The sequence below is a fragment of the Acinetobacter chengduensis genome (genome assembly GCF_003664645.1).
GTDB lineage: Bacteria > Pseudomonadota > Gammaproteobacteria > Pseudomonadales > Moraxellaceae > Acinetobacter > Acinetobacter chengduensis.
In genome coordinates this window covers 1-24,473 of sequence record NZ_RCHC01000015.1, presented here as the reverse complement: position 1 = coordinate 24,473, position 24,473 = coordinate 1, and the positions used below count along the sequence as shown (strand labels likewise).

18 protein-coding genes are annotated in these 24,473 nt (G+C 40.7%); 7 read left to right on the top strand and 11 right to left on the bottom strand.

What is annotated here, in order from left to right; genetic code table 11:
- Positions 1-9 precede the first annotated feature (9 nt).
- Positions 10-396, top strand: coding sequence for a hypothetical protein (locus tag D9K81_RS12955; protein ID WP_120373742.1), 387 nt, complete (start codon positions 10-12; stop codon positions 394-396).
- A gap of 52 nt (positions 397-448) precedes the next feature.
- Here the strand turns inward: D9K81_RS12955 and D9K81_RS12950 are convergent, their stop codons facing one another.
- From D9K81_RS12950 to D9K81_RS12925, 6 genes are all read right to left on the bottom strand, one after another.
- Positions 449-2,125 (bottom strand): long-chain-fatty-acid--CoA ligase, encoded by a 1,677-nt coding sequence (locus D9K81_RS12950; RefSeq protein WP_120373743.1) that lies wholly within the window; start codon positions 2,123-2,125, stop codon positions 449-451.
- A gap of 148 nt (positions 2,126-2,273) precedes the next feature.
- Positions 2,274-4,493: a DNA topoisomerase IV subunit A gene (gene parC / locus D9K81_RS12945; RefSeq protein WP_120373744.1), complete on the bottom strand. Its 2,220-nt coding sequence runs from the start codon at positions 4,491-4,493 to the stop codon at positions 2,274-2,276.
- A 313-nt stretch (positions 4,494-4,806) separates the two neighbouring features.
- Entirely contained in the window at positions 4,807-6,126 is a 1,320-nt protein-coding gene (niaP, locus tag D9K81_RS12940) for a niacin transporter NiaP (RefSeq protein ID WP_106983841.1), read from the bottom strand.
- 126 nt (positions 6,127-6,252) lie between these two features.
- Positions 6,253-6,897, bottom strand: coding sequence for a trimeric intracellular cation channel family protein (locus tag D9K81_RS12935; protein WP_106983840.1), 645 nt, complete (start codon positions 6,895-6,897; stop codon positions 6,253-6,255).
- Between the two features lie 61 nt (positions 6,898-6,958).
- A complete protein-coding gene (locus D9K81_RS12930) occupies positions 6,959-7,426 on the bottom strand; it encodes a YchJ family protein (protein WP_120373745.1) in 468 nt (155 codons plus the stop codon).
- A gap of 87 nt (positions 7,427-7,513) precedes the next feature.
- Entirely contained in the window at positions 7,514-9,097 is a 1,584-nt protein-coding gene (locus D9K81_RS12925) for a TerC family protein (protein ID WP_120373746.1), read from the bottom strand.
- 319 nt (positions 9,098-9,416) lie between these two features.
- On the opposite strand from D9K81_RS12925, the gene D9K81_RS12920 reads away from it, so the two are divergent.
- A complete protein-coding gene (locus D9K81_RS12920; RefSeq protein WP_120373772.1) occupies positions 9,417-10,037 on the top strand; it encodes an LOG family protein in 621 nt (206 codons plus the stop codon).
- Positions 10,038-10,095: 58 nt separating this feature from the next.
- Here the strand turns inward: D9K81_RS12920 and D9K81_RS12915 are convergent, their stop codons facing one another.
- Together D9K81_RS12915 and D9K81_RS12910 are read right to left on the bottom strand one after the other, a co-directional pair.
- Complete coding sequence (locus D9K81_RS12915; protein ID WP_120373747.1) at positions 10,096-11,061, bottom strand: hypothetical protein; 966 nt, start codon at positions 11,059-11,061, stop codon at positions 10,096-10,098.
- A gap of 159 nt (positions 11,062-11,220) precedes the next feature.
- Positions 11,221-13,122: a choice-of-anchor I family protein gene (locus tag D9K81_RS12910; protein ID WP_120373748.1), complete on the bottom strand. Its 1,902-nt coding sequence runs from the start codon at positions 13,120-13,122 to the stop codon at positions 11,221-11,223.
- A 175-nt stretch (positions 13,123-13,297) separates the two neighbouring features.
- Here D9K81_RS12910 and mdtD point away from each other — a divergent pair, with 175 nt between their 5' ends.
- The 5 genes from mdtD (at position 13,298) to D9K81_RS12885 (ending at position 18,555) form a co-directional block, all read left to right on the top strand.
- Entirely contained in the window at positions 13,298-14,689 is a 1,392-nt protein-coding gene (gene mdtD, locus D9K81_RS12905; RefSeq protein ID WP_120373749.1) for a multidrug transporter subunit MdtD, read from the top strand.
- 101 nt (positions 14,690-14,790) lie between these two features.
- Positions 14,791-15,564 (top strand): glycoside hydrolase family 25 protein, encoded by a 774-nt coding sequence (locus D9K81_RS12900; protein ID WP_120373750.1) that lies wholly within the window; start codon positions 14,791-14,793, stop codon positions 15,562-15,564.
- Positions 15,565-15,592: 28 nt separating this feature from the next.
- Positions 15,593-16,648: a DNA polymerase IV gene (gene dinB, locus D9K81_RS12895; protein ID WP_120373751.1), complete on the top strand. Its 1,056-nt coding sequence runs from the start codon at positions 15,593-15,595 to the stop codon at positions 16,646-16,648.
- 226 nt (positions 16,649-16,874) lie between these two features.
- Complete coding sequence (shiA, locus tag D9K81_RS12890) at positions 16,875-18,185, top strand: shikimate transporter (RefSeq protein WP_120373752.1); 1,311 nt, start codon at positions 16,875-16,877, stop codon at positions 18,183-18,185.
- Between the two features lie 4 nt (positions 18,186-18,189).
- Positions 18,190-18,555, top strand: a complete 366-nt coding sequence (locus D9K81_RS12885; RefSeq protein ID WP_120373753.1) for a RidA family protein — start codon at positions 18,190-18,192, stop codon at positions 18,553-18,555.
- Positions 18,556-18,628: 73 nt separating this feature from the next.
- Here D9K81_RS12885 and D9K81_RS12880 read toward each other — a convergent pair whose 3' ends face one another.
- From D9K81_RS12880 to D9K81_RS12870, 3 genes are all read right to left on the bottom strand, one after another.
- Complete coding sequence (locus D9K81_RS12880; RefSeq protein ID WP_120373754.1) at positions 18,629-19,168, bottom strand: DUF2726 domain-containing protein; 540 nt, start codon at positions 19,166-19,168, stop codon at positions 18,629-18,631.
- 447 nt (positions 19,169-19,615) lie between these two features.
- Positions 19,616-22,009: a YgiQ family radical SAM protein gene (locus tag D9K81_RS12875; protein ID WP_120373755.1), complete on the bottom strand. Its 2,394-nt coding sequence runs from the start codon at positions 22,007-22,009 to the stop codon at positions 19,616-19,618.
- Positions 22,010-22,221: 212 nt separating this feature from the next.
- Positions 22,222-23,061, bottom strand: a complete 840-nt coding sequence (locus tag D9K81_RS12870) for a M48 family metallopeptidase (RefSeq protein ID WP_227602012.1) — start codon at positions 23,059-23,061, stop codon at positions 22,222-22,224.
- Positions 23,062-24,473 lie beyond the last annotated feature (1,412 nt).

Sequence of the window (24,473 nt, the reverse complement as noted above, 5' to 3'; positions counted from 1 at the left end):
GGTTCTGCCATGGTCAGTCCAGAACAACAGCAAATTTATGATGCACTAGCGCAGCAACGCGGTCATCAGAAGCAAGTTGATCGTGTATTAAAAGTCGTTCTTCCCATTGCGGCCTTCTTATTGTGTGTGATTTGTGCCAATCTAAATGTATGGTCCACCCTACTCACCTTTGTGATGATGTGGATTTCTTTTTATGCCACAGCCATTAAACGCTGGCCTCTTTGGCATTGGGCACTGGCCATTTTAGTATTTTGCCTGATCGATAATATTTTAAGTTATGGCACCTTTAACCGCTCAGGATTCAGTCGCCAATTTGGCACCATGTTTATTTTCTTGGGTGTTTTTGGTGTAGGCCGACGCTATTTCGATCGCTGGCTAATGAAAAAAACTATTTAACATCGTGAACAAAAAAAAAGCGCCCTAAGGCGCTTTTTTATGGATCAAACAATTAAGCAGTTTTACGCAAATCTTTACGTAAAATTTTACCGACGTTCGATTTTGGCAATTCATCCATAAATTCAACATAACGTGGACGTTTGTAGCCTGTTAAGTTTTCTTTAGCAAAGGCAAGAATCTCTTCAGTGGTTAAAGACGGATCTTTTTTCACCACAAACAGTTTTGGCACTTCACCTGATTTTTCATCAGGTACGCCAATGGCTGCAACTTCAAGCACTTTTGGATGCTTCGCAATCACTTCTTCAATTTCAGCTGGATAAACGTTAAAGCCTGAAACCAAGATCATGTCTTTTTTACGATCTACAATCTTCACATAACCACGTGGGTCCATCACACCGATGTCACCTGTACGGAAGTAACCATTAAACATCACTTTGGCAGTTTCATCTGGACGATTCCAATAGCCCTTCATCACTTGTGGGCCACGAATCGAGATTTCGCCTTGCTCGCCCAAAGCAACTTCATTGCCATCATCATCTAAAATTGCAACTTCAGTCAGTGGCAATGGAATACCAATTGTACCGCTGAATTCCATTGATGCAGGCGGATTTGCCGTTGCAACAGGTGAAGTTTCAGAAAGACCGTAACCTTCAATAATGTTAGTGCCAGTGACTTTTTTCCACGCTTCAGCTGTAGATGGCAACACAGCCATACCACCGCCCATCGCCATCTTCATTTTGCTGTGATCAAGCTGTTTAAACTCTTCATTGTTAACCAATGCATTAAACAATGTGTTTACAGCTGGGAAGAATGTCGGCTGGTATTTACGTAATTCTTTAATGACTGCTGGAAGATCACGTGGGTTCGGAATTAGTACGTTGGCTTGGCCTTTGTACATCCCGTAAAGCGCGCACACCATAAATGCAAAGATGTGATACAACGGCAATGCACAGAAGATACGGTCATCTGGCTGACCATCTTGTTGGCCAAATTTGCTTTGGAAAATACCATCACATTGCAACATGTTTGCCACAAGGTTACGGTGAGTCAACTCTGCACCTTTAGAAACGCCTGTTGTACCACCTGTATATTGCAATACAGCTGTATCGCTCAAAGTTAGGCTCGGGCGTTTATAATTATTGGCACTGACTTTTGCCATCGCTGCATTAAAGCGAATATGGCCTGGAATGTTCCAAGCTGGAATTTGCTTACGTACAGAACGTAATACGAAATTCACTAATGTGCCTTTTAATGCACCTAACATGTCACCTACAGAAGCAATCACTACATGCTTCACTGGTGTTTTACCAATAATTGCTTGATAAACAGAAGCAAAGTTTTCAACAATCACGAGCGCTTCAGCGCCTGAGTCATTTAATTGATGCTCTAATTCACGTGCTGTATAGAGTGGGTTTACGTTAACAAGAACAAGGCCCGCACGGAATACACCTAAAGCAACCACTGGATATTGCAGTACGTTTGGCATCATAACTGCAACACGTGAGCCTTTTGCCAAACCTAAGCTTTGTAAATAGGTCGCAAATTTACGGCTTGCTTCTTCTAACTGGTCAAAAGTAATGGTTTTATCCATGAAGATAAAGGCATCACGTGAACCAAATCTTTGGAAGTTACGTTCAAAGATATCTACCAATGAGGTATTTTCTGGCGGTAACTCTACAGTCTCTGGAATTCCTGTTTTTTGGTATTCTGCCAACCAAATCTTTTCCATAATGCCCAATTCTCCTGTATAAATCCTTAATAATTCAACTGTTTTTCTCAATATTAAGCATTCTTTATTTAACTTGTTGCTGCTTAATATCGCATCCATTTCTCGAATATATGCATATATAACGTATTTCGATCAATGGATGCTAGTGTTATCTTTGAATCAACAGTTTATTCGCTTTTTGATATCCTCTCGGTAAGAGTACGCCTTTAGAGGCACGCTTCCCGATGTACTTCTGCAAGTCATCGCCTTTTAGCTTTAATTGTTGGTTCCCTGCAAGCACTTGAATTATTTCATCTAAGTTAAGTGTTGTCATGGATACAATTTGATCTTTTCCTTCAAGTTGTATCAATTTATTACCCTTACCTTTATTCAAGCTCGGTAAATCTTGTAGGTCAATTAACAATAAACGGCCTGCTGAACTGAGCAGTGCAAGATGCGTATGTTGCTCAATTGCATGTAAAGGCAACGGATTTGCATCATCAGATAAAGTCAGGAAAGCCTTACCTGCTTTGGCATTGGTGTCTAAATTCTTCGCTTGGGTTTTGAAACCATAACCTTTATCGCTCAGTGCCAATAGCTCGGCATCATCATCTGCAATAAACACTTGTTTAAAGCCAACTCCACTTGCAGGAGACAGTTTTGAACTTAAAGGTTCACCTAAGCCACGTGCCGAAGGCAAAGTATTAATCGCCAAGGCATAACTGCGCCCTGATTCATCCAACACATATACACGTTGATTTGATTTACCTTGTGCATGACTTAAATACTGATCGCCAGCACGGAAATTCAGATTTTCAGCATCCACTTCGTGGCCTTTGGCTGAACGAATCCAACCTGCTTCAGACAACACCACCGTTACAGGATCCGCAGGCATCATGTCCTGTTCATTAATGGCATGAGACTCTGCACGTTGCACGATTGGCGAGCGTCGGTCATCGCCAAACTTTTTCGCATCGTCTTTGAGTTCATTAATGATTAATGATTTTAGTGACTCAGGGTTGGCCAATTGTTCACGAATTACGGCTGCTCGCGCTTCCAATTCTTCTTGCTCACGGCGCATTTCCATTTCTTCAAGTTTAGCCAAATGACGTAGCTTGAGCTCTAAAATGGCTTCTGCCTGAATTTCATCAATGCCAAACCGTTCCATTAATACCGGTTTAGGCTGATCTTCTTCGCGAATAATTCGAATCACTTCATCAATATTGAGGTAGGCCACAATTAAGCCACCTAAAATATGCAAACGCTTTTCGATTTTATTTAAATGATATTGCAAACGACGTGTAACTGTTGTCTTACGAATCTCAATCCATTCCAGCAAAATACGACGAATCGATTTCACTTGCGGACGGCCATCTGCACCAATCATATTCATATTGACGCGGTAGCTAGATTCAAGGTCTGTCGTTGCAAATAAGTGGCTCATCACCGCTTCAGCATCAATACGATTTGAACGTAATACAATCACTAAACGTGTAGGATTGGCGTGATCCGATTCATCACGTAAATCACTGACCAATGGCAATTTTTTTGCCTGCATTTGATCTGCAATTTGCGAAATCACTTTGGAACCAGAAACTTGGTACGGTAGCTCAGTAATCACGATTTCGTTTTTATCAATCGTATAAACTGCGCGTGTACGGTAGCTACCACGACCTGTAATTTGAATCTTCAGCAGTTCATCGGGTGAAGTAATAATTTCAGCTTTGGTTGGTAAGTCAGGCGCAGGAATATATTCTGCAACTTTCTCATCCGTTAGGTTTGGATTACGAATCAGCGCAATCGTACCTTTAACGACTTCACGTAAGTTATGCGGTGGAATATCGGTAGCCATCCCGACTGCAATACCCGTTGTTCCGTTTAACAAAATATTAGGAACACGCGCAGGCAAATTCACAGGTTCTTTCATTGAACCATCAAAGTTGTCCTGCCAATCACAAGTGCCTTGACCCAATTCAGAGAGCAATAAATCACTATATGCCGATAACTTGGCCTCGGTATAACGCATGGCTGCGAAAGACTTCGGATCATCGGGTGAACCCCAGTTGCCTTGCCCTTCAATAAATGGATAACGATAGCTAAATGGCTGCGCCATCAGCACCATGGCTTCATAACACGCCAAGTCACCATGTGGGTGATATTTACCCAAGACGTCACCCACAGTACGTGCAGATTTTTTTGGCTTACCTGTAGGCTTGAGGCCTAACTCACTCATGGCATAGACAATACGGCGTTGTACAGGTTTAAGACCATCACTAATATGGGGCAAAGCGCGGTCCATAATCACGTACATGGCGTAATTAAGATAAGCTTGTTCGGTAAATTCTGCTACGGAACGGTTTTCTGTCGCATGATGCGCAAGGCTTGTCATAACAACCTTTAATCCTAATAAATTCGTTTTTGTATATGGGTTCTTATGCTATGTCTCTACCGTGCTGGACACAAGTGGCGAAACTTACACACAGCGACAATTATTGTCTTCAGACAGTTCTATTGCCGTAAAATTATCCACTTTATGATAAATGTTCAACTTCTAATTTAATTTTTACAGCACAAAAAAACAGCAGGCCATAGCATTTCATCTATAACACCTGCTGTTCGTTGCTTTAGGTCAGCATTGCGTTTTTTTCACGCGAACCATCAATGACCGTCAAACGGGTCTTAACAAATAAAACCCATCATTCTTATAAACCTAAAGATTCAAGCGTTTTACCTTTGGTTTCTTCACCCAACACCAAAATCACAAAGGCAACTGCAAACAATACAGCGGTAAACATGGTAAAGACCATACTAAAGCCATTGTTCATGACCATCATGTGCGTTACCGCCAAAGGTGCAACAATACCGCCCATACGACCAATGGCTGCCGCCCAACCTGAACCAAAAGCGCGAATGTTGGCTGGATATTGTTCTGGCGTATAAGTATACAGTACGCCCCATGCACCGAGATTGAAGAAAGACATTAAACAGCCCCAGACCACAATCATAGTCACCGTTTCAGCTTGCCCAAAGAAATAAGCCGATACTGCGCACATGCCAATAAAGCCTGCCAAAGTGGCTTTACGTCCTAATTTTTCGACCAACCAAGCAGCCACAATATAACCAGGCAACTGCGCTAAAATCATCACCAGTACATATTCGAACGATTGCACAATGGTATAGCCTTGTTTGACCAGCAAACTTGGCAACCAAGTAAAAATGCCATAATACGAATACACAATACCAAACCAAATAAGCCATAGCATCAGGGTACGGCGTGCGAATACACCCGACCAGAGTTGTTTAAATGACACATTTTGTTGCTGTGCTACGGGCTTCACTTCAAATATTTCAATCACCTCTACACCGCACTTGGCTTCAATTTTTTTCACCAAGGCATGTGCTTCAGCATGACGACCACGGTTAATTAAATACGGAATAGACTCAGGCACAAATTTCCAAATGACGATGGCATATAGTGCAGGTAGGCCACCGATTAAAAAGGCGGCATGCCAATTAAAATTTGGAATCACAAAATAAGAAACCAAAGCTGCCACCAACCAGCCCAAGCCCCAAAAACTTTCTAGTAATACAATAAAGCGCCCACGCACATGAGCAGGAATATATTCACTGACCAAAGTCACGGCAACAGGAAGCTGACCACCTAAACCTAGACCCACCACAAAACGAAACAGCAACAGCCAAGTTAAATTGGGAGCAAAGGCACAGGCCGCTGTCGCAAGGCTATAAATAACTAAAGTAACAGCAAAAACAGTTTTACGTCCTATACGGTCGGCTAAAGCGCCTGAGCACACGGCACCAATCGCCATACCCACAAAACCAATAGATACCACCCAGCCTTTTTCAGCAGGCGTCATGGCCCAGTCTTCAGCCATTTTGGCCAAGATAAAGGAAATTAACCCCGTATCCATGGCATCAAACATCCAACCTAGCCCGATGACCAACAATAAAGTGTAGTGAAAGCGTCCGATTGGCAGACGCTGTATGCGTGAGACTAAATCCATAACAAGATCTCTGATGGGGTGAAAGAATGTATGCTGCTTTCACAACAGGAATTATGATTTTGCTATTTTAAGTATTGTGCGAGATGCAGAATGACCGTGATCACTCACAGCCATTCTACTATGAAACTAAGATAGGTCTTTAGAAGATGCTGACTGTTCGTCATCGTCTTTATAAATAAATTTCGGCATTTCTAAGCCAAAATAGATAGCAATAACACGTAAGCTAAAACCAAAGACTAAGGTGGCAATGACGGTTAACTCTAGAGACAAACCAAGTTCTAGACAGATCCAATAGCAAATGACTGCAACAAAGGAAATAGACGCATACAGCTCACGGCGGAAGACTAAAGGAACATCGTTACATAAAATGTCACGTAAAATCCCTCCAGATACGCCTGTTAAAACACCCGCAACTGCACACACCACAAAACCATGTCCCATTTCCAATGCAATTTGGCAACCAATAATGGTAAAGCCAATCAGGCCTAAGGCATCCAGTAATAAGAAGATATTGCGTAAGTGACGCATCCATTTCGCAATTAAAATGGTCACAAAAGCTGCACAGCAAGTCAGAATCAGGTATTCGGGATGTTTCACCCAAGTCAGCGGATAATGTCCCAGCAATACGTCACGCACTGAGCCACCACCTAAGGCAGTCACACAAGCAATCAGAACTACCCCAAACCAGTCCATACTACGCCGTCCCGCAGACAACGCTCCTGTCATGGCCTCTGCCGTAATTGCAATGATATAAATAATGGTGAGTAACATTGCCCTTCATCCGCTGATGGGTAAAAGATGCGCGCTATTCTAAGTCAAATTTTAGAAAAAGTTATAGAAATTGCGCACAGCATTGCTTAAATTTTTTCGTTGAACCACAAATACACGCTTGTTTCATGGTGATTTTCATCTCTACGGTTGGATCGAGAAAATACCAAGCAGTATTGTGTTTCACAAAATGTGAAATTTCATGGTGTACCTGTGCCTGTTGGCCATCATGATAATGTGCTTTAAATTCAACTTGAGCATGGTTTTTATCTAGCTTTTCTTGCGCTTGTAGCACCTCTAATTTCAGCCATTGATTATCCTGACTCCATGCAGTAATTGCAGGAATATCTAAAAAAGCTTGCTGACCTTGTGCGGTTGTTTGAACAATATAATCAATCTGCTGTAAGGCAAAGGCACTGTAACGTGAACGCATTAATTGGGCCGCGGTTTGTGCTCGCTCTTGGCCTGTATGTAATGGCTGACAGCACTCGGCATACATTCCTACGCCACATGGGCACTGCATTTCTGACATGTTTTTTACTCTGCAAATTTTGAATTAAAAATAGCCCAACTGAGTGGGCTATTTTAGCAAAATCATAAATCACTTTAGGCTTGAAATTTAGTGTTCTTCGCTTGGGTTCTGCACACTCATCACATGAACCTTGTCAATTTTATGACCGTCCATTGTCACGACTTCAAAAATATGACCATCTGCTGTTAATTTTTCACCATTTTCAGGCAAACGCCCTAAGTGAAATAAAATATAGCCTGAAAGTGTCGAGTATTGCTCCGACTCATCTACCAAATCACAGCCCAATAATAATGATACATGACGAATATCAGTTGAACCTTCTAACATCAGCGTACCATCTTCTAAGCTTTCCGCAATGGTATCCAACTCATCTTCATCAGGGAATTCACCCGCAATGGCTTCCAGCACATCAATAGGTGTTGCAATCCCTTCAATTGAACCATATTCATTTAACACAATAGCCATTTGCAATGGTGCTTGACGCATTTGCTCCATCACCATGAGCACTTGAGCATTTTCATGCACAATCACAGGTTCACGCAGGTGTTTCTCAAAATTGACTTCACCAGTTTCAATATATTCATTCATCACTTTGTGGGTTAACACTACACCAGCAATATTATCTAATTCACCATGCGCAACAATTAAACGTGAATGTGTCGTACTTAATAACTGCTCACGAATTGATTCAGCATCTTCATCTAAATCAATCCACTCTAATTCAGGGCGAGGTGTCATCACAGATTTTACAGGACGTTCGGACAACCCCAAAACACCTTGTACCATTACACTATGGTAGACCCCATTGTCTTCGTCAAAGACTTCATCAGCAAATGCACGAGTCGCCAAAACATCTTCATGGTTGTCGTTTTGAGTTTCTGAGGCGCTTTTACCGCCCAGCATACGCATTACAGCGGAAGCAGTACGGTAACGTAAATCCGTTGTCGTCACCATTTTTTCTTGATTATGGCGCATGGTCTGATTTAAGAATTCAATCAGTACAGAGAAACCGATTGCGGCATATAAGTAACCTTTTGGAATATGGAAACCGAAGCCTTCAACCAACAACGAAAAACCGATCATCATTAGGAAACATAGGCATAAAATGACCACTGTCGGATGACGGTTGACGAAATTCATCAGTGGTTTAGATACCAAGAGCATAATGCCTACAGCGATCACCACTGCAATCATCATGACGGGTAATTGCTTCACCATACCCACTGCTGTAATCACGCTATCTAACGAGAATACTGCATCCAACACCACAATCTGAATGATCACCATCCAAAACGTTGCGTGTACGGGATTTTCTTCTTTGAGCATTGGCTTATTTTCAAGGCGCTCGCGCAATTCCATGGTGCCTTTAAACAGCAAAAATACTCCACCAAATAACAGAATCAGATCACGTCCCGAGAAAGGATGCTCAAAGACGTGGAACAGTGGTGTAATCAGCGTCATGACCCAAGCAATTGATGCCAGCAAGACTAAGCGAATACATAGCGCCAGTAATAAGCCGACTTTACGTGCTTTATCACGCTGTTCTGGGGGCAATTTTTCCGCCAGAATCGCAATAAAGACAAGGTTATCAATGCCGAGAACAATTTCTAAAACCACCAGCGTGAGTAAGCCTACCCAAGCAGACGGGTCTGACATCCATTCGAAGATCATGAGTTATGCTCCTGAATTTCAGCCTGAGTGGCGTAACTACTTATATGCTGTGTGAGGAATAAAAGACGCGCGAAGGCGATTGGAATATTTATTTCTAAAAATTTTATACGTGCCGAGTGACAACTATCACTGCCCATGTTCGTTCATATCTGGTGAAACAAGTTTTTAGTATATCAAGATGAGACAAAATTTCATCTTTTTTATGCAATGACTATTTGCGTTTTTTTGCTCAGAATTACGCATTTCGACATAAATACGTCATCGTTAAAAGTTAGGCTAGAGCCGTTAAAAATAACGTGCTAAGGTAATAAAAACAATGATGAACAGCGTATTCAATATGTCGAATCAATTACAAGAAGTCTCCCCAAAAACAACCACTCCCCTTGTTGCACTGTATTGTGGCTCACGCTCAGGTAACAATCCTATTTATTTAGAAAAAGCAGTGGCTTTGGCCAAAAATATGGCAGATCACGGTTTTGGCTTGGTCTATGGTGGTGCAAGTATCGGACTCATGGGCCAAGTTGCTGATGCCGTCATTCAACAAGGTGGTGAAGCTGTAGGCGTAATTCCAGAATTTATGCTGGATTATGAAATTGCGCACAACACGCTAACCGAGTTACACGTTGTACGAACCATGCATGAACGTAAAGCCATGATGGCCGAACGTGCCAGTGCATTTATTGCTTTGCCTGGTGGTTTAGGCACTTTTGAAGAAATTTTAGAAATTGCCACATGGGGCCAACTCAATCAGCATCAAAAACCCATGATGCTGTATAACGTAAACGGGTTTTATGATTCACTTATTGCGCAATTAGACCATGCCGTGCAAGAAGGCTTCTTGCCTCCTCAACATCGTGCCAAACTCATTGTGTGTAATTCATCTAAGCAAATTTTAAACGCTCTGAAAAATCTGAGTTGTCCAAAACAATTTGTGGTGTAATACGCCTAAAATGAAACATCAAAAAAGCGGACTTAATGTCCGCTTTTTTTCACTCGATTCAAGCTGAGATAACCCGATAGAACCAAGGCAACGTCGTAGCCAATACAATACTCATAATCAGGCCAATCATCAGTTTCATGGCATCTTTACTCACATTACGCGAAGTACGGTACTTGTTGACTTCATGCAAATGCATAGACATAGCAAACTCACGGCCTGCAAGTAAACCTAAGAATACCCATGTGGTACTCATTGGAATATTGCTCCACTCTTTAAACACTAACAAAATCGTGGCATAAATAAAATCGATAATCGTGGCTGAACGAATATCTGCAACCCCAGTTTTGGTGTCGATAATCTTTTGAATTGCCCCACCGCGCTGGTATAAAATCACGCCCAAAAGCACAACAAAGAGGCTTACGGCAAAAATCATAAAACTCAGTGGCACTTGTCTTGGCAAATAAACAAAGATATTGGCTAAGTCTTGAATTAACCATTGGCTCCATAAAAACGCCGTTGAAATCCACTGCAAACCAATCCAAATATGTGATGGTTCTTGGTCACGGGTTTTACTGAAATACACCGAAATCTGTTTAATGACAAAGCGGTAAACAATAATGCCTACCACAAAAGCAACCGCATAGCCCATCATGGATTTGGTGAGCATTGACCCCAAACTACTTGGCGAAAAGATCGTAAGTACCAAAAAGGTTGTACTCACGGGAATCCCGTATTTGGTCAATAAAATAAGTAACACTGGTGGCACGATATATAGCCACGTTATGCCTTCTTTTGGAAATGGAATCGTTTCCAAACGTCCGTATGACGCATCGCCTGTACCTGATGCATACCAACCATACATTAACACCACGACTAAAATCGTACTGATATACAACCACAATACCCACCATGGACGGTGTGCATTGGATGAAATAAATGTACCTAAAGTCTGAGGTACGTCATTACCGACAATTGAATAGGCCGCCAGACAGAAGCCTATGACCATCAAAATTTCGATTGTCATAAAAACAATACACCTTTTCCATAATGAAAAAAGTCCTCCAGTAACTGAAGGACTCGTTCGCATTATGACAGTTTATCTTGTGTTCATACAATTTAGTGCGGTGCTTTTCTCATGACTAAAATAAAAAACATAAATAAAACAATGCATTTAAATCTTTATTTATTTTAGTTTAATCTGATAAACCGCGGTTGAGCCACTCACTTCATTACCCACAACCAATAAAGGTTGGCCATTTGGTGAATCTTTGGCTGCAATAAAAATCAGACCTTCAGGGCCTAAATCACCTTGTTGGGTAATATCACTTTGGTTGATATTACGGTCATTAAAGTACTGGATAAACTGTGCTTGCTGAGGATTGCTAATGTCATACACCATAATACCGCTAGCACGTTCCAGACCAATAAAAGCAAAGGTTTTTTGACCAATTTGACCTAATGTAATGCCTTCAGGTTCTGGGCCTTTATTGTCGCTTCGATCATCAAATTTAAAGGCTTCATGGTTGCTATTAAATTGCTTTGGAAATAACTCCGCAATTTTACGTTCAAATTCACTCCCAGAATCCCAAATAATTTGACGCGTGGTCGGGTCAACGATACTGAATGAGCGACCGCCATAGGCATACAATTTGTCATACACCAATTTGCCATTTTCAAGTAAAGGCTGACCTAAAGCATCACGTTTAAAGCCTTGTGTCCAGCTTATGGTTAAACGACCAATTTGTGTATCTTTAATCAAATTCTCTGCACACACTTCGTTCGCATCTGTTGTAACACAAGGTTTAAATACGCTTGAATCTAATTTTGCACCCGTCACACCCGGCACGATATGACGTAAATGCGCTGCATAATCCCCTTTAAGATCAAACCCTGCTTTTTTAAAGAGATGCTTCACCCGAATCTCTTCAGCATAACCTTGAGTCAGGTCATCTCCTTTAAAGTAGGCATCTTCATCTTTAAGCCATTCACGTGCATCGCCTTCATTCGCAGTAACCAAATAAGGCTTACCGTTCACTTGATATTGAGCAATTGCATCTGGCATATACATGCCATACAGCCCAGGCCAAGACTTAATATTGATCATCCCTGCATCTTTATCGCAACTGGCAATGCTTTGACCATTGCTATCTATCGCCCCAACTAAGCAATCGCGGTCACTCGCATCTAGAGCATTTTCAGGCAAGCCATGATCTTTGTAGCCCATCGGGAAAATATCGATGAATTCATCTTTGACTAAATCCAAAACGGCAATGGCATTATTTTCCTGCAAACTCACCCAAGCTGTTTTAGCATCTGCACTAATTGCGATATATTCAGGCTCTAAATCTTGTGCCACAGTGGTGGTTTGTAATCCCTTTGTCGCCAGATCTGCATAACTCTTGGTATCAGGGCCAAAAATACGTACCCCTGCATCAATTAAGCTTTGTTTTTTACTATTCCATGCTTGGAAGTTCGCTGTCTTCACGGTTGGCTTATTAATATCTTGAATATTAATAATACTTACAGAACCTTCAGGATCGATGGCATAACCTTCATTGGGTTCGCCTTCATTCGCAACTAAAACCTTTTTGCCATCGGGACTAAAGGTCAGCATATCAGGCAATGCACCAACGCTGACTTGGCTAATAAAGCTTAAATCCTGCGCTTTGAAAAAGGCCACGATCCCCGCTTGCGTTTTATCCTCTGCCTGTACAGCCAAAGCCACAATACCATTATGTACGGCAACACTATTTACTTCCGAGTTGGCTAAATATTTTTTCGCATCCAATGACTGTACATATTGAGGTGTCGAAGGCTGTTTAAAGTCCAACACATCTACCATACCTTTTTGAGCATTTACCACAAATAGACGCTGACTACTTGCATCATAAGCAGGAATTTCTGCGGCACTTGCTCCAAATACACCAGACTCATAACGCCCGATTTTGATTAATTCAATGCTGTTTGGGGTCATTTCTTCCACTACTGGTGGAACTTCAACGCTGTTATTATCATTGCTATCATTACAGGCAACCAATCCCAACGAAAGCATAGCAAGCATTAATGCTGAAAATTGTATTTTCATGTTTTAGTTCATCTTTTATAAAAAATATGAACAATTTATAAACACAAGATTGCATCATCATGAAGCTTTCATTACAGTTTTCTTGCAAAAGATCACTGCAATGATGAAAAGCTTTTACTACAAGCCTCGCCAAATATTGCTATAAAATGTTTCAAAACCTTCAGTTTATACATATATGAATGCCACGCCCACCCATCAAGCCCTACAGCCCGAATTTAGACTTTTGGTTTTGCTGGTGTCTATTGGCTTTTTTATGCAAGGGCTCGACACCACCATTGTCAACACCGCTATTCCAGCAATGGCGCGTAGCTTAGGCGAAGATCCACTGCAATTACACAGTGTGGTGGTGGCTTATGTGCTTTCTGTGGCGGCCTGTATTCCACTCAGTGGTTGGCTGGCCGATCGTTTTGGGGTTCGAAATACATATTTTAGTGCGATCATTATTTTTACTTTGGCTTCGTTGGGCTGTGGCCTGTCTAGCTCCTTAAACGAATTGTTGTGTTTTCGCGTACTTCAAGGCATTGGCGGTGCATTGCTTTTACCCGTAGGCCGTTTAGCGATGCTTAAGGTTATTCCGCGCACGCAATTTTTATCGGCCATGAGTTTAATGAGTCTTGCTGGACTCATTGGCCCACTCATGGGCCCAACACTCGGTGGTTGGTTGGTTGAGCATACCAGTTGGCATTGGATTTTTTTAATTAACTTACCTATGGGTCTTTTAGGCTGTTGCATTACATTCAAGGCCATGCCGAATGTCACAGAGCCAACCGTACAGCGTTTTGACTTGAGTGGCTTCGTTCTTTTAGTGATTGCCATGGCTGGCCTGACTTTAGGTATTGAGCAATTTGCCAGCGTGGAAAATTCCCTACGGTGGAGCCTCGGCTTAATGTTGGTGGGTTTAATTGCAGCTCTGCTGTATGCCGTGCATGCGCATACCCATCAAAATGCCTTATTCCGTAGCAAGATGTTTAAACATCGTATTTATGCTATCGGCATTATTGGTAATTTCTTCGCCCGCTTGGGTGGCAATGCCATGCCGTTCTTGTTGCCACTTATGCTCCAAGTTGCCTTTGGTCTAGAACCTTTAATGACAGGTTTACTGATGATCCCAACAGTTTTAGGTTCATTGGTTTCTAAGCCCATCATTCGCCCAATCATCCAGCGCTTTGGCTACCGCAATGTATTATTAGTCAATACTTTGCTTGTTGGTGGCTGTATTGCGAGTTTTGCACTGAGTACACCGTCCACCCCAACTTGGATTTTAATTGGTCATTTCTTCATTTTTGGTCTGCTGAACTCATTGCAGTTTGTGTCAATGAACACACTGACTTTAAAAGATTTACCACAACAAGATGCCAGTAGTGGCAACAGCTTTTTATCCATGATCATGATGGTATCCATGAGTATTGGCGTGGCTTTGGCAGGCACATTGGTGAATATGTTTATGGCTTATTATGGTCCTGCTCATCTTCTGAGTGCATTCCACATTACCCTAATATGCTTGGGTGCAATTAACCTGATTACTGCACTTATTTTTTGGCAAATACCTAAACATACGGCGGTTTAATGCCATCCATAAATCAAGATGCATAAGGATGCAGAAAGTACATAGTGTGCTCAGAAACTTCGCGCTATCATAGTCATCTCTTTAAAAGATTTTGATCTGTTATGAAAAAATCATCTGCACTGAGTACCTATTCCCCCGTCATTGGGCTAACAGGTCTAGCGATGATTGCACTACTGGTTTATATGCTATTGGCGCCTCATCAACCTGCAAGTGCAGAAGAATATCCAGTCAAAGGCTTTGATGTTTCACATCATCAAAAAGAGATCCAATGGAATAAAATCTCCCCTGAAAAATTTCAATTCGTATATTTAAAAGCTACTGAAGGTGGCGACTTTAAAGATACTAAATTCCAAGATAACTGGTTACAAGCCCGTGAGCGTGGTTTCTTAGTCGGTGCTTATCATTTTTATCGACTGTGCCGTGATGGTAAAATTCAGGCCGAAAATTTTATTGCCACAGTACCTAATAAAAATGATGCTTTGCCCCCTGTGATAGACCTTGAATATGACAGCCAATGTATTAATACCTATAGCAAACAACAAATGCTACAAGAAATTCAATATATGCATGATCGTTTGGCACAGCACTACGGCAAGCAACCTATTTTTTATGTCTCTAAGTCTTTTTATAATATTGTATTAGCAGGTGAGTTTAAGCACACACCTTTATGGGTACGTGAGTACAAAGGCAAGCCTGATTTAAAAGATCAACCTGAGTGGTTATTTTGGCAACATACCAATCAAGGTCAAATTAAAGGTATACCCACAACGGTCGATCTCAACGTATTTCAAGGAAGTCAAAAACAATGGTATGCCTTTTTACAGAAAAATGGCTTATCTCCACTTCAACAGGCTGGCAAAACAGTTCCTAAATAAGTCCCGCTCAAGCAGTTAAAATCCGTCTATGCGCAAAATAATTCACATTGATATGGATGCCTTTTATGCCTCTGTGGAATTAAGAGAGCGTCCCGAGCTTAGCCACTTACCTGTTGTGGTGTCTTCGCACCATCCACGGGCCGTAATTTGTGCAGCCTCGTATCCTGCGCGTGAGTTTGGCCTCCGCTCAGCCATGTCGATGAGCCAAGCACGTAAACTCTGCCCACACGTGACAGTGATTGAGCCTAATTTTGAAAAATATCGTGCAGTATCAGCGCAAATCCATCAAATTTTTCAGCACTACACCACACACATTGAACCTCTATCTTTAGATGAAGCTTACCTAGATGTAACTGAAAACTTGCAACAGCTCCCCAGTGCAACTGCCGTAGCTGAACACATTCGCGCCGATATTTTAAAGACCACAGGCCTTACTGCCTCTGCTGGGGTAGCACCCAATAAGTTTTTGGCCAAAATTGCATCGGATTGGAATAAACCCAATGGCATTTGTGTGATTAAGCCACATCAAGTACAACAATTTATACAGCACTTGGCACTCAAGAAAATTCCAGGAGTGGGCAAAGTCACTCAAGAAAAGCTCAAAAGCTTAAATTTAGAAACATTGGGCGATTTACAGCATATTGATGAAAATATGCTCATTCAGCACTTTGGAAAATATGGCAGACAACTCTTTTTATATGCACAAGGTATCGATGAGCGACCTGTGCAAACAGAACGCCAACGTCAGCAAATTTCCAAAGAAACCACCTTTGATACGGACTTGAATTTACAACAATGCTGGCCCTATTGGCCAAAATTGATTGATCAAGTTTGGCATGCTCTGGAAAAGAAACAACTTCATGCCCGTGGCGTATCTGCAAAACTCAAACTTAAAAACTTTCATGTAATACAACATAGTAAAAGCTTTAAGCATGTTTTAAACAGTAAAGATGATCTATATCAAGCCTTAGTACAGCTCCTCGAAGAAATGCATATTACACCAGACTTACAATTTCGTTTAATTGGTATTGGCGTCTATCAATTAAGTGAAGCGCAGCTCGATGCTCAACTTTGTTTACTTTAAATAGTTCACAACGCTCAACTTTTACACAAAAGAATAAAATTAAAGCAATTTATACTTCACATTACTGCAATATAGAGTAATCTATCAGCGCGATGCATTTATCCATGTATACGCTGAGATGCTGAAAATCACCTTTACTTTCAGCATAATGTCCTGTGATTGGCGTGACGATCAATCCGAATATTGCAGGACATCTCTGCTGTCATTCATGGAATACCTTTCTCGCATGTCCCCCGCTTCTTCTTCAGTCACACCATCTTCGCTTTCTTCCGAACAACGTGCGCGTAAAGCAGCCTTAAGTAGCTTTGTTGGTGCTGTTGTCGATTGGTACGATTTTTTGCTCTACGGCATTGTCGCCGCCCTCGTATTTAAAGATCAATTTTTTCCAAGTATTGGCTCTAATATGGGCACCTTGGCGGCCCTTGCAACATTTGGCGTAGGCTTCTTATTTCGCCCTTTGGGTGGTGTGGTTTTCGGTCATTTTGGCGACAAGCTCGGCCGTAAAAAAATGTTAGTCATTACCGTGATACTCATGGGTCTTTCGACTGTTGGTATAGGCTTACTGCCAAACTATGAAAGCATTGGCTGGTGGGCACCTGTGTTATTGGTCTTATTCCGTGCCATACAGGGCTTTGCAGTCGGTGGTGAATGGGGTGGTGCTGCATTAATGGCCGTTGAAAATGCGCCCAAAGGCAAAAAAGCTTTTTATAGTAGTGGCGTACAAGTCGGCTATGGTGTGGGCCTTGTCCTTGCTACAGGTGCTGTTTCACTGATTTTAGCCACTTTAGGTGAACAAGCCTTTGCAGAATGGGCTTGGCGTCTACCATTTATTGCTAGTATTGTCTTAATTGCGATTGCTATGTGGATTCGACATGGTCAAGAAGAATCACAAGAGTTCATTAATAAGGTACAACAACCCAAACAAACTCAGGCAAAATTGCCGATTTTGCAAGCCATCAGTAAACATCCAAAAGCCTTTCTATATATTATTGCTTTACGTTTGACTGAACTATTAACCATGTATTTGGTGACCAATTTTGCTTTAAATTATTCGACCCAAAACCTCGGTATGGATAAGCAATTTTTTCTGAATATCACTCTCATGGTCGGAGCGATCAGTTGCCTGAGTATTCCCTGTTTTGCTTGGATTGCCGACCGCTTTGATCATCGTAAAATGTGTATATTGGGTGGCTTAATTGGTGCGTTGTCAGCATTTCCCTTTTTTATGGCTTTAGATGCACAAAATACATGGCTAATTATCGTCTTTGCTATTTTGCTTGCCAACATTGCACATGACATGGTGGTGAGTGTGCATCAACCCATCTTCACTGAACTTTTTGGTACTGAATATCGTTATAGTGGTGCTGGGGTCGGCTATCAAGTTGCCAGTATTATTGGCGGTGGCTTTACGCCGTTTATTGCTGCAGCACTGGTACTTTGGGGCAATGGTTCATGGCATTATGTTGCCATCTATTTAGCTATTGGCTGTCTATTGACCGCACTTGTGGCTGCATGTATGCCAAAAACACAGGACTAAATTCATGACTGTACAACGACTCCACGTTTCTTCGCGTTTTTCTGAAATTGCTATTGCGGGAAATCTAGTGCATTTGGCAGGTCAGCTCGCCACAGATACCCAATTAGATATTCGAGGCCAAACCCAACAAACGCTTGATATCATCGACCAGTTTTTGGCAGATGCAGGTACAGACAAAAGTCAGATCATGTCTGTGACCATTTATTTAAAAGATATTGAGCAAGACTATGCTGCCTTTAATGAAGTTTGGGATGCATGGGTTGCAGACATTCAGGCTTTGCCCCGCACTTGTATAGAAGCAAAAATGTATTTGCCTGAAGTATTGGTTGAAATGACCGTTGTAGCGGTTAAACCCATCGCAACAGCTTAAATAATTCGTCTAAACATAAAAAAGCATGCCTCAGCATGCTTTTTTTAAATAACGAATAAATTGAATTGAACAGTTAGCTCAATAATTTCACTTTCTTACGTTCAAGGTCGGAATAAAGATGATATTTCTTTAAGCCATTCACGCTAACAGTATTTGACATTGACACATTGGGATTTAAAAAATCTTCACGAAGTTGAAAATACTCAGGTACATCGTCATATCGCACCACACGATATCCCGCCATTTCCAGCAAAGCATCTTGATACTGTGCAAGTTGTGGGCGCTTTAGCACCATTGGATCATCTAGCGCAATAATTGAAGTAACCTGTTGATTTTGATCTAAAATCACAAAATCAGCCACCATATTACGGTACTTATTACGAGTCCGATAATATTTAGTTGTTAATAAGGCATCAAAAGAAACGTGCGCCAGTACGATATGACTGGGTAAAATTTCCTTCAAACGCGTATAGGTCAATTGCTCATTGATATTAAAGATCGCACGTTGTTTAAGCGCGCTATCCTGTTGCTTGTCTCCAGTTTCTAAACTTTTCCAAGCAATCATCAGCATACAGAAGAGTAAAATACTCCCTATTACAATATAAATTGCCATGTTAAATAATCCTTTACATTTCTTATAATCATTCGGACTGTATTCGTAGCGTTCACCCACCCTAGAAAAGCGAGGATATGCTATGGAGTGTACAGTCTGTTTTATTTTAAATTGTCCAAATCATCAATTTGCTTCCAATCCTCACGAAACGTATATTCAAGTTTACAAGATAGTGTAACTTTCAAATATTCAATCCATTGGACCAGAACAGCAAAGGCAAATCATTTGCCTTATTTCATACTGTAGATCATTCCCAGAAAAGCTGGCAAGCACAGATTTAAAAACCCATCTACAATTCCGACAAACTGCATATTAGGTACTGGTCTCTTGGCGTTTCAGCGCCAAAGGAGATTCAAAACCAGACCAATATAGAGTTCATGTAGCCCCAAAAATCATGCACATAAAAAAGGATGCCGAAGCATCCTTTTTAAAATTTTAATCTAAAAATTAAGCACGTGATTTTGGCTTAGATTTTCCTTTAGGCTTAGTACCAGCGAAAGGTTTTTTATCACCAGTTTCGCGTGGTGGTAAACCCGTATGTTGCGTCAATATTTGTCCACGTTCAGGTCGTTTTTTGGTATTTGAAGGACGCCCTGCATTCGTCTTATCCGAACTACGTTTTTGTGAATCCCCTGCCACACTCGAGTTTTTCTTACGTGCCGATTTGTACTCACCTTCTACACTTGCAGGCTGATAGGTCGGAATCAAATGTTGCTTTGAATTACCAATTAAATCTTGGCGACCCATTTCCTTTAAAGCATCACGTAATAGTGGCCAGTTATTTGGATCATGATAGCGTAAGAATGCCTTATGTAAACGACGACGCTTCTCACCTTTCACAATGTCTACATCTTCGGTATAACGCGCGACTTTCGCCAACGGGTTTTTACCGGTGTAATACATCGTCGTTGCCGTTGCCATTGGTGAAGGATAGAAGGTTTGTACCTGATCGGCACGGAAACCATTCTTTTTCAGCCAAACCGCAAGGTTCATCATGTCGTAATCCGTGGTACCCGGATGCGCGGCAATAAAGTAAGGAATTAGGTACTGCTCTTTGCCTGCTTCTTTACTAAAACGATCAAACATTTGTTTGAAACGATCATAAGTACCAATACCTGGTTTCATCATCTTCGATAATGGACCTTTTTCGGTATGTTCAGGTGCAATTTTTAAATAACCACCCACATGATGCGTTACAAGCTCTTTCACATACTCAGGGTTTAATACCGCAAGGTCATAGCGTAAACCTGAACCGATCAAAATCTTTTTAATACCTTTTAACGCACGTGCCTTACGATATAACTGTGTTAAAGGTGCATGATCCGTATGTAAGTTTTGACATACGCCAGGGAATACACACGATGGTTTACGACAGTTCTTTTCAATTTCAGGATCTTTACATGCCAAACGGTACATGTTGGCAGTTGGCCCACCTAAGTCTGAAATAATCCCTGTAAAGCCCGGTGCTGTATCACGAATTTTTTCCACTTCACGAAGAATCGATTCTTCTGAACGGTTTTGAATGATACGACCTTCATGTTCCGTAATTGAGCAGAAGGTACAACCACCAAAGCAACCTCGCATGATATTCACAGAGAACTTAATCATGTCAAAGGCTGGGAAACGCGCTTCACCATAAGCTGGATGTGGCAGACGTGCATAAGGCAGGTCGAATACATAATCCATTTCTTCCGTGGTTAACGGAATAGGCGGTGGATTTAACCATACATCACGTTCGCCATGCTTTTGCACCAATGCACGCGCATTCCCTGGATTAGTTTCCAAATGCAAAATACGATTGGCATGTGCATAAAGTACTGGATCATTGACCACCTCTTCAAAAGCAGGCAAACGAATCACAGCCAACTCACGCGGTGGCAATTTGTGTTTAATTGCTTTCGATGATGGCTGAAGCTGTACAATTTGAGTGTCGCTATCGAGCTGATCACCTTCATGTACAATCGGGTTTGCAACCAATTCTTTTTTGAAATTTTGATAATTGGCTAAGCTGTTACCTTTGTCCTGTTCAATCTCACAACCATCCAAATCTTCTGTCATCACATAAGGATTGATGATTGGATCTACACGTCCAATGGTATCCACGTCATTTGATGCGATTTCTACAAACTTCGCTTTAGACGCACGATTATGCTTATTAATAATAAATGCAGTACCACGAACATCGGTAATATCTGTAATTTTTTCGCCTTTGGCTAAACGATGCATGACCTCAATGATTGAACGCTCACCATTACCATACATGAGTAAATCGGCTTTTGAATCCATCAAAATTGAGCGACGAACTTTATCTGACCAATAGTCATAATGCGCAATACGACGTAAAGAACCTTCAATTCCCCCTAACAGCACAGGGACATCTGGATACGCTTCACGTACACGCTGGCAATATACTGTTGCAGCACGGTCTGGGCGTTTATTAGGTAGATTATCTGGAGAATAGGCATCATCTGAACGGATTTTGCGGTCAGCCGTATAACGGTTGATCATTGAATCCATGTTCCCTGCCGATACACCCCATGCAATATTCGGCTTACCCAGTGCTTTAAAGGCTTCCGCAGACGTCCAATCAGGTTGAGAAATAATACCTACGCGAAAACCTTGTGCTTCCAAAGTACGACCAATAATACCTGTCACAAATGATGGATGATCGATATAAGCATCACCACAAACAAAAATGAAGTCACAACTATCCCAACCGAGTTGGTCCATTTCCTCACGTGACATCGGCAAAAAGGGCGCTGGTTCAAAGCATGACGCCCAATATTTGTCGTAATCAAACAACGCTTTAGGCGCTGTCTGCATGGTATAAGCAGTAGACATGGCTAGCAATTCTCGGCTGGCAGATGGAAGATCAAAAGTAGATCAAAGATGAAAGTTGATCATTTTACCATGAATTCTATTCAGCTTGCTTGATTATAATTTATACAAACTTTATTAACTAATAATTATAATTTCATCGAGCCTTCGCCCATAAAAAAAGAGCGCCTGAAGGCACCCTAAACTTGGAACACATTACATATTAGTTTCTTACATTAGTTTTTAACAATCGCTTGTGTTGTATAACGATCAGCTTGACCTTTTAATGCTAGAGCTTGTTCATATTTCACTTGCATTGATGGCAAATGTTTTTCAATATTTTCCATACGTTTTGTAAATAAGTCATCACTCATCAAAGGCTTAACATTATATGCTTTGCGACGAATACTCTCAGCTTGGAACTTATTCCAAAATTTTACAGCCGCATCTGGGTTATATCCTGCACGAGACATAATATCTAAACCAATCAGATCAGCTTCAACTTCAAGATTCCAGCCTTTCGGAATCATTGCAGTTTGGCTAGCAGCGCTTGCTGCTGCTGAAGCAATCCCACCAACACCTGCCGTAGCTGTTAATAGCGCAACATTACTTGCCAACATAATTGATGCCTTTTCGCGGTTATGATCGCGTAGTGAATGTGCCATTTCATGTGCAATTACAAATGCAAGCTCATCTTCACTGAGTTTTAAGCCCCAATATAAACCCGTATTTACAATAATTTTGCCACCTGGTAGTGAATGCGCATTCAGTTCACCATTCAAATTCCCTTTGATATCCCAGTTCCAAGCCTTCGCCCCAGTACGAAAAACCTCAGCTTCTGATCTTAGGTTTTCTAATACATGATCCAACTTACGATCAATCACCAATACTTGCTTATCTTTTGCTTGATTCACAAAGCGCTTATAAGATTTATCTGATTGAGCATTCCATGCTTTTTCAGGAATCATCATAAACTGTTTGCGCTCAGCTCCAGCTGTACCCATTTTTGTAGTGCTCATGCAACCGGTAAACAGCAAACAGCCTAGTGTCATCGCTAAAAAATTTAACTTTCTCATAAATCACCTTTGGCTATTAAATACTGAGGGAATATGCATATTAAAGTTAATTAAAACTAAAAAATCAAAGCCATTCATCGGAAGATGAATGGGTAATTAAAAATATTTTTTATTGTTTTATTTCAATATCTTATAATTAAATACAAAACATTAACACCTTCATAAATATCGCTAAATTTGAATTATTATTCAAATTTAATATAAATAACATGATGCAGTTCATACTATTTTAAATAATAGTAATTATGTATTAATAAGCTCTATTTATAGGTTATATTTCACATTTTTTAAAAAAATTGATAGTTTTTCACATAACAAATGAGATACGAATCTCACTTATTTAAAGAGCCAAATCTAGGATTTTTTTAAAACTTAATCACTTTAGTCTTATTGAAATGAGTAATTTTGGTCAATAAAAACGAAATTAAATTGAAAATTTTCTATTTTTTAGCCAAAAAATCACCTCAAAAAAGCATGTTTCGCCATAAAATTAGAATGTCTCCACTCTAAATAAACTTAGATGTGACTTGTAAAGTAAAGAATTTTCCCTCTACACCCGAAATTTAGATTTTTTAAATTAGCATTTAAAGTGCAACACCATGTTATGCTGATAGTGCCTAATTCGGACTTTTAAAGCCGATTCTTTTTCTTAGCCAATGAATTAAACGTTGAATAGTTTCTGAAATATAAACATCTTTATACATCTTCAAATCACTGCTTTTCTTAATATATTGCCTGATTAAGCCATTGGTATTTTCACTGATGCTTCTTTGCCAAGCACTATATGAATGAACGAAATATCAGCCTATTTCTAGTACTTGAGCAACGGACTCATACAGACTGAACTCTTTATTATTATCTACGGTAATTATTTTTAGTTGATCTTTAATCGGCTTGAGTAGAATGAGGGCTATTTGGCTGAATTCCTTTACCTTAGGTGTTAGCATTTCTTCAGCTACAAGTAACTAGTTTTACGATCAACGATGGAACCTAATGATTGCTGATGTTCCTTAGCTACAATGGTATCTATCTCTAGGTCACAAAAGCGATTACGTTGCTCAATCTCAATTGATTTATCATGAATGCTTCTACGATTACAACGATAAATTAAATGTAAACTGACTAGAATATAGAAAGCGATTTGTTCAGGGATCTATTGATGATGAAGATAAGCAATAGTTTTACCCATCTTTGATAAAGAATTCTTTTAGGATTTGGGCTCATTTGTTTACATGCTTAGCGAAATAACCATTTCTAGCTCATCCATCAAAGCATTATGATTAACTCGGATTCTATTGAGCTTTAGATAACCTTCTGGGTTACTGTTTTATTTATAGCTATAGTACGATGTATTAAATAGGTTGGTGAAGAATGTCTTGCTTATCACTCACACATCTTATTATTTATGAGTA

Coding starts and splice junctions, on each gene's coding strand:
- D9K81_RS12935 (WP_106983840.1), bottom strand. CDS start 6,897: ATGTTACTCACCATTATTTATATCATTGCAATTACGGCAGAGGCCATG.
- D9K81_RS12950 (WP_120373743.1), bottom strand. CDS start 2,125: ATGGAAAAGATTTGGTTGGCAGAATACCAAAAAACAGGAATTCCAGAG.
- D9K81_RS12900 (WP_120373750.1), top strand. CDS start 14,791: ATGAAAAAATCATCTGCACTGAGTACCTATTCCCCCGTCATTGGGCTA.
- parC (WP_120373744.1), bottom strand. CDS start 4,493: ATGACAAGCCTTGCGCATCATGCGACAGAAAACCGTTCCGTAGCAGAA.
- shiA (WP_120373752.1), top strand. CDS start 16,875: ATGTCCCCCGCTTCTTCTTCAGTCACACCATCTTCGCTTTCTTCCGAA.
- D9K81_RS12920 (WP_120373772.1), top strand. CDS start 9,417: ATGAACAGCGTATTCAATATGTCGAATCAATTACAAGAAGTCTCCCCA.
- D9K81_RS12915 (WP_120373747.1), bottom strand. CDS start 11,061: ATGACAATCGAAATTTTGATGGTCATAGGCTTCTGTCTGGCGGCCTAT.
- D9K81_RS12925 (WP_120373746.1), bottom strand. CDS start 9,097: ATGATCTTCGAATGGATGTCAGACCCGTCTGCTTGGGTAGGCTTACTC.
- D9K81_RS12955 (WP_120373742.1), top strand. CDS start 10: ATGGTCAGTCCAGAACAACAGCAAATTTATGATGCACTAGCGCAGCAA.
- mdtD (WP_120373749.1), top strand. CDS start 13,298: ATGAATGCCACGCCCACCCATCAAGCCCTACAGCCCGAATTTAGACTT.
- D9K81_RS12885 (WP_120373753.1), top strand. CDS start 18,190: ATGACTGTACAACGACTCCACGTTTCTTCGCGTTTTTCTGAAATTGCT.
- D9K81_RS12880 (WP_120373754.1), bottom strand. CDS start 19,168: ATGGCAATTTATATTGTAATAGGGAGTATTTTACTCTTCTGTATGCTG.
- niaP (WP_106983841.1), bottom strand. CDS start 6,126: ATGGATTTAGTCTCACGCATACAGCGTCTGCCAATCGGACGCTTTCAC.
- D9K81_RS12930 (WP_120373745.1), bottom strand. CDS start 7,426: ATGTCAGAAATGCAGTGCCCATGTGGCGTAGGAATGTATGCCGAGTGC.
- D9K81_RS12910 (WP_120373748.1), bottom strand. CDS start 13,122: ATGAAAATACAATTTTCAGCATTAATGCTTGCTATGCTTTCGTTGGGA.
- dinB (WP_120373751.1), top strand. CDS start 15,593: ATGCGCAAAATAATTCACATTGATATGGATGCCTTTTATGCCTCTGTG.
- D9K81_RS12875 (WP_120373755.1), bottom strand. CDS start 22,009: ATGTCTACTGCTTATACCATGCAGACAGCGCCTAAAGCGTTGTTTGAT.
- D9K81_RS12870 (WP_227602012.1), bottom strand. CDS start 23,061: ATGAGAAAGTTAAATTTTTTAGCGATGACACTAGGCTGTTTGCTGTTT.